This window comes from Paratractidigestivibacter sp. (genome assembly GCF_052362415.1).
Taxonomy (GTDB): Bacteria; Actinomycetota; Coriobacteriia; order Coriobacteriales; family Atopobiaceae; genus Paratractidigestivibacter.
Genome location: NZ_DAWEMK010000005.1, coordinates 41929 through 46247, shown reverse-complemented (window position 1 = coordinate 46247; position 4319 = coordinate 41929). Strand labels below are relative to the sequence as shown.

3 protein-coding genes and 1 pseudogene are annotated in these 4319 nt (G+C 69.4%); 2 read left to right on the top strand and 2 right to left on the bottom strand.

Annotated elements, in window-relative coordinates:
* Nucleotides 1–460 precede the first annotated feature (460 nt).
* Together folP and ACT84W_RS01295 are read right to left on the bottom strand one after the other, a co-directional pair.
* Nucleotides 461–1903, bottom strand: a pseudogene (folP, locus tag ACT84W_RS01300) (dihydropteroate synthase); the annotation flags it as partial.
* 98 nt (nucleotides 1904–2001) lie between these two features.
* Nucleotides 2002–2754, bottom strand: a complete 753-nt coding sequence (locus tag ACT84W_RS01295; RefSeq protein WP_432290661.1) for an NAD-dependent protein deacylase — start codon at nucleotides 2752–2754, stop codon at nucleotides 2002–2004.
* A gap of 108 nt (nucleotides 2755–2862) precedes the next feature.
* Here ACT84W_RS01295 and ACT84W_RS01290 point away from each other — a divergent pair, with 108 nt between their 5' ends.
* Together ACT84W_RS01290 and ACT84W_RS01285 are read left to right on the top strand one after the other, a co-directional pair.
* Nucleotides 2863–3822: a patatin-like phospholipase family protein gene (locus ACT84W_RS01290; protein ID WP_444327942.1), complete on the top strand. Its 960-nt coding sequence runs from the start codon at nucleotides 2863–2865 to the stop codon at nucleotides 3820–3822.
* A 27-nt stretch (nucleotides 3823–3849) separates the two neighbouring features.
* A partial coding sequence (locus ACT84W_RS01285; protein ID WP_444327941.1) for an exodeoxyribonuclease III occupies nucleotides 3850–4319 on the top strand: 470 nt, incomplete at its 3' end.

Genomic DNA, 4319 nt, shown 5'->3' with positions numbered 1-4319 from the left:
CCTGACCGGGGGCGATCTCGACCTCGCGGCCGTCGAGGAGCTTAACGGTGACGCGACCCCAGATGTCGATGCCCGCAAGGCGGCCCTTGCAGGCGATGGTACCGTCGCGGCGCACGACCTCGACGGGCTTGTTCATAAGCAGGCAAGCGTCGAAGTAGTCCTCGAGCACCGCGGCAAGAGGCCCGGCCTTGCTGCCGGCGGCGACGGCCTCGGCCCAGGCGTCCACCCGCGCGGCTGCCGCGTCCATCGCGGCGTCGTCGGCGGCATCACCCTCGAGCTCGCAGGAGACATAGGCGCCCTCGTCGTCGTAGCCCGCGCGCGTGGCCACGTGCGCCAGCGGCGCCCCCGCGTCGTCGACGACGTCGTGCGGCCACGCGACATGCGCGCCCATGGCCTCCGCGGCGCCGAGCGCAGCCACGAAGGGAACGCCGTCGATGAAGCCCATCGGCACCTTCGGCCGCAGGTCGGAGGTCACGGCGCCCACGCGCTCCTCGCGCGGGGCGACCTCGACGCCGCCGTGCTGCAGGAAGCGCACCGGGTTGTGCATCAGGTCCTCCATCGGCACGATCACGTAGTCGCGCTCGCCCAGGCGCGGGTGCGGCAAGGTGAGCTTGCGGCCCTGGTGCGCCTCCCCCTCGACCCACACGAGGTCGCAGTCGATGATGCGCGCGGCGTGGCCGGGCTTCTTTGGGTCGCGCTCGACGTCGTGCTTGCGGCCGAGCTGCTCCTCGACCTTGAGCAGGTGCCCCATGAGCACGAGGGGGTGGAGCTCGGTGCGGATCTCGGCCACGCAGTTGGCCACCGGCGTGGCGATGCCATAGGCCGGCTCGGTCTCGTAGGCATGGCTCACGTTCGCCACGCAGGTCAGCGGGATCTGGTCGATGAGCTGCACGGCGCGCGTGAGGTTGGCCACGCGGTCGCCCACGTTGGAGCCCAGGCTCACGAAGCCTTGGCGCGGGTCCTTCTCGGTGACGGCCCAGTACGCGTTGACGGCCTGCGCGCAGCCGGCGACGTCGTGGACGCGCAGGATGCGCGCGCCGTTGGCGACCCCCGCGATGCAGATGCCCTGTGTAGCGGCGTCGCGGTCCGCCGCCGTATCCACGCCCGAGACGGCGCCGACGAAGCGCTTGCGGCTCACGGCAGTGCACAGCGGGTAGCCCATCGAGACCATCGAGCGCGTGGCGCGCTGGATAACCACGTCCTCGTCGGCGAACTTGTCGAAGCCCGGGCCCGGGTCGATGCAGATCCGGTCGCGCGAGACGCCCGCCCGCATGAGCACGCGGGCCTGGTCGCCGAGGAAGCCCATGATCTGGCGCATGATCGCCGCCTGGTCGGGCAGGGTGAAGCGGTGCTGAGAAACGCCGCCGCCCATGGCGAGCGCCGCCGTCGAGCGGGCAGGGCGCGAGTCGTCGAGCTGGACCTCCTTGCGCGTCGTCGCCGGACGCGTGCCGAGACCGGCCTTGTTCCAGTGCATGACGATGCAGCCGCACTCGGTCTCGGCGGCGACCTCGACCATCTTCGGGTCGGTGAAGCCGGTCACGTCGTTGATGATCGCGGCGCCCAGGCGCGCGCAGATCCTGGCGACGTCGGCGTGGCGCGTATCGACCGAGACGACGACCCCCTCGGCCACGAGCGCGCGGACCACGGGGACGATGCGGCGGGCCTCCTCCTCGCTGGCGACGGGGCGGTGACCGGGGCGCGTGGACTCGCCGCCCACGTCGATGATGTCGGCGCCCTCGTCAAGCATCTGCAGGCCGTGCGCGATGGCGGCCTCCGCGTCGAGGTTCTCGCCGCCGTCCGAGAACGAGTCCGGCGTCACGTTGAGGACGCCCATGATGCGCGGGCGCGCGAGGCTGATCTCGTGTTTTCCGCAGCGCCAGACGGCGCGGTTCTCCCTGAGCATGGGCGCTCCTCTTTGCATCGAATCGGGTTGTGGGTCGGGTCAAACAAGCCAATTGTACCCGCTGGGGGCGCGGCGCCGGCGGGCCGCGGGCAACGTCCTCAGAAGTCGAACGCCCGGGCGATGTCGCAGGCGCACACGAGGTCGGCGGCGCGGTCCTGCGGCGTGGGCTGCTTGTTCACGATGGCGATGTGATCGCCGCGGAAGTACTGCACGAGCCCCGCGGCCGGGTACACCACGAGCGATGTCCCGCCGATGATCAGCAAGTCGGCGTCGGCGATGGCCTCGATGGCGCCCTCGACCACGTCGTTGTCGAGGCTTTCGCCGTAGAGCACGACGTCGGGCTTGATGAGCCCGCCACACTCGGGGCAGTGCGGCACGCCCTCGGCGTCGTCGTGCGAACGGTCCAAGATCCACTCGGCCGAGTAGACGGCGCCGCAGCGGCGGCAGACGTTGCGATGCACCGACCCGTGCAGCTCGAATACGTTGCGCGAGCCCGCCGCCTGGTGCAGGCCGTCGATGTTCTGCGTGACGACGGCGGTGAGCTTGCCGGCCGCCTCGAGCTCGGCGAGCTTGCGGTGCGCCTGGTTGGGCTTGGCGTCGAGCGCGATCATGCGCTCGCGGTAGAACTCGTAGAACTCCGCCGTGTGCTCGCAGAAGAACTGATGGCCGAGCATGGTCTCGGGAGGGTACTTGAAGTGTTGGTGGTACAGGCCGTCCTCGCTACGGAAGTCGGGGATGCCACTGGCGGTCGAGACCCCCGCCCCGCCAAAGAAGACCACCTTCTGCGCACCATCGATATATGCTTTGAGCTGGGACGCGGCCTTCGCCGGGTCCGTGATCGCATGTGTCATGCGCTCCTCCTCGCGCTCGTGCCTACATCTGAGGAAGTATAGGTCGTGCGCGCGGAGGGTTTGGGTACATACTGTTTGTTGACTCTGATTCGAAAGGTGGCATGCGCCGTGGAGAACGCCGCAAAGAAGCTCGAAAGCAACGTGACCGACTGCGCCCTCGTGTTCGAGGGCGGCGGCTACCGGGCGGGCTACACCGCGGCGATGGCGAACGTGCTCCTCGCCAACGGAATCTACTTCGACTACGTGTGCGGCGTAAGCGCCGGCGCGAGCAACACCGTCGACTACCTGAGCCGCGACCAGAAGCGCACGAGGGACGCCTTCGCCTCGACCGACTGGGTGAGCGGCCACGTCGGCCTGCCGTCGATCGCCCACGGCACCGGCTACTTCGACGCCGACGCCATCTACGAGGGCGCCGTCGTCAACGGGACCTTCCCCTTCGATTGGGAGACCTTCCGCGCGAACCCCGCCGGCTTCGGCCTGCAGGCCTTCGACCGCGACACTGGCCGCACGGTGCGGTTCGGCCGCGACGACGCGACCGAGCTCATGGGCCTCATCGACTTCGTGCGCGCGAGCTCGACGCTGCCGGGCATGATGCGGCCCAAGCCCATCGACGGGCACGTCCTCTACGACGGCGGGCTCGGGCAGGGCGCGGGCATCGGCGTGTGCATGGCGGAGGCCGCCGGGTACGAGAAGTTCGTCTTTTTGGCCACGCGCGAGAAGGGCTACCGCAAGACCGAGCCCGCGCCCGCGGAGGTCGCGGTGATCAAGCGCGCCGCGGCCGACTACCCCTACCTGCGCCAGGCGTTGCTCACGCGCTGGGAGCGCTACAACGCCGAGCTCGACCGCGTGGAGGGGCTCGCCGCCGAAGGGCGCTGCCTGATCATCTACCCCGACCACATGCCGGTGAGCAGCACGACGGTGAGCCCCGCCAAACTCGAGGCTTCTTACCAGATGGGCTGGCAGCAGGCGGTGCGCGACCTGCCGCGCGTGCGCGAGTTCGTCTTTGGCGACCGCGACGCCGGCCCGCACGGCCCCAACGGCTGGGACGGCTACATCACCATCGGCTAGCTCGCCCGGCGTGGATTGGGGACTCGGATGCAAAAGAGATTCGTTTCTTGGAACGTCAACGGCCTGCGCGCCGTCGTAAAGAAGGACCCGAGCTTCGCGGATGTCTTTGCCGCGCTCGACGCCGACGTGTTCGCAGTGCAGGAGACCAAGCTGCAGGCGGGCCAGCTCGAGCTCGACCTGCCGGGGTACACGCAGACCTGGAGCTTCGCCGATCGCAAGGGGTATTCCGGGACGGCCGTGTTCAGCCGCGAGGAGCCGCTGCAGGTCGTGCGGCAGATCGGATGTGCGTGCGCCGACGACGAGGGGCGCGTCTGCGCGCTCGAGTTCCCCGGGTTCTGGTTCGTCGACGTCTACACGCCCAACGCCAAAAACGAGCTCGCGCGGCTGGACGAGCGGCTCGAGTGGGATGGGGCCTACCGCGAGTTTCTCGTGGGCCTCGCCGCACAGAAACCCGTGGTGACCTGCGGCGACTTCAACGTCGCGCACGAGGAGATCGA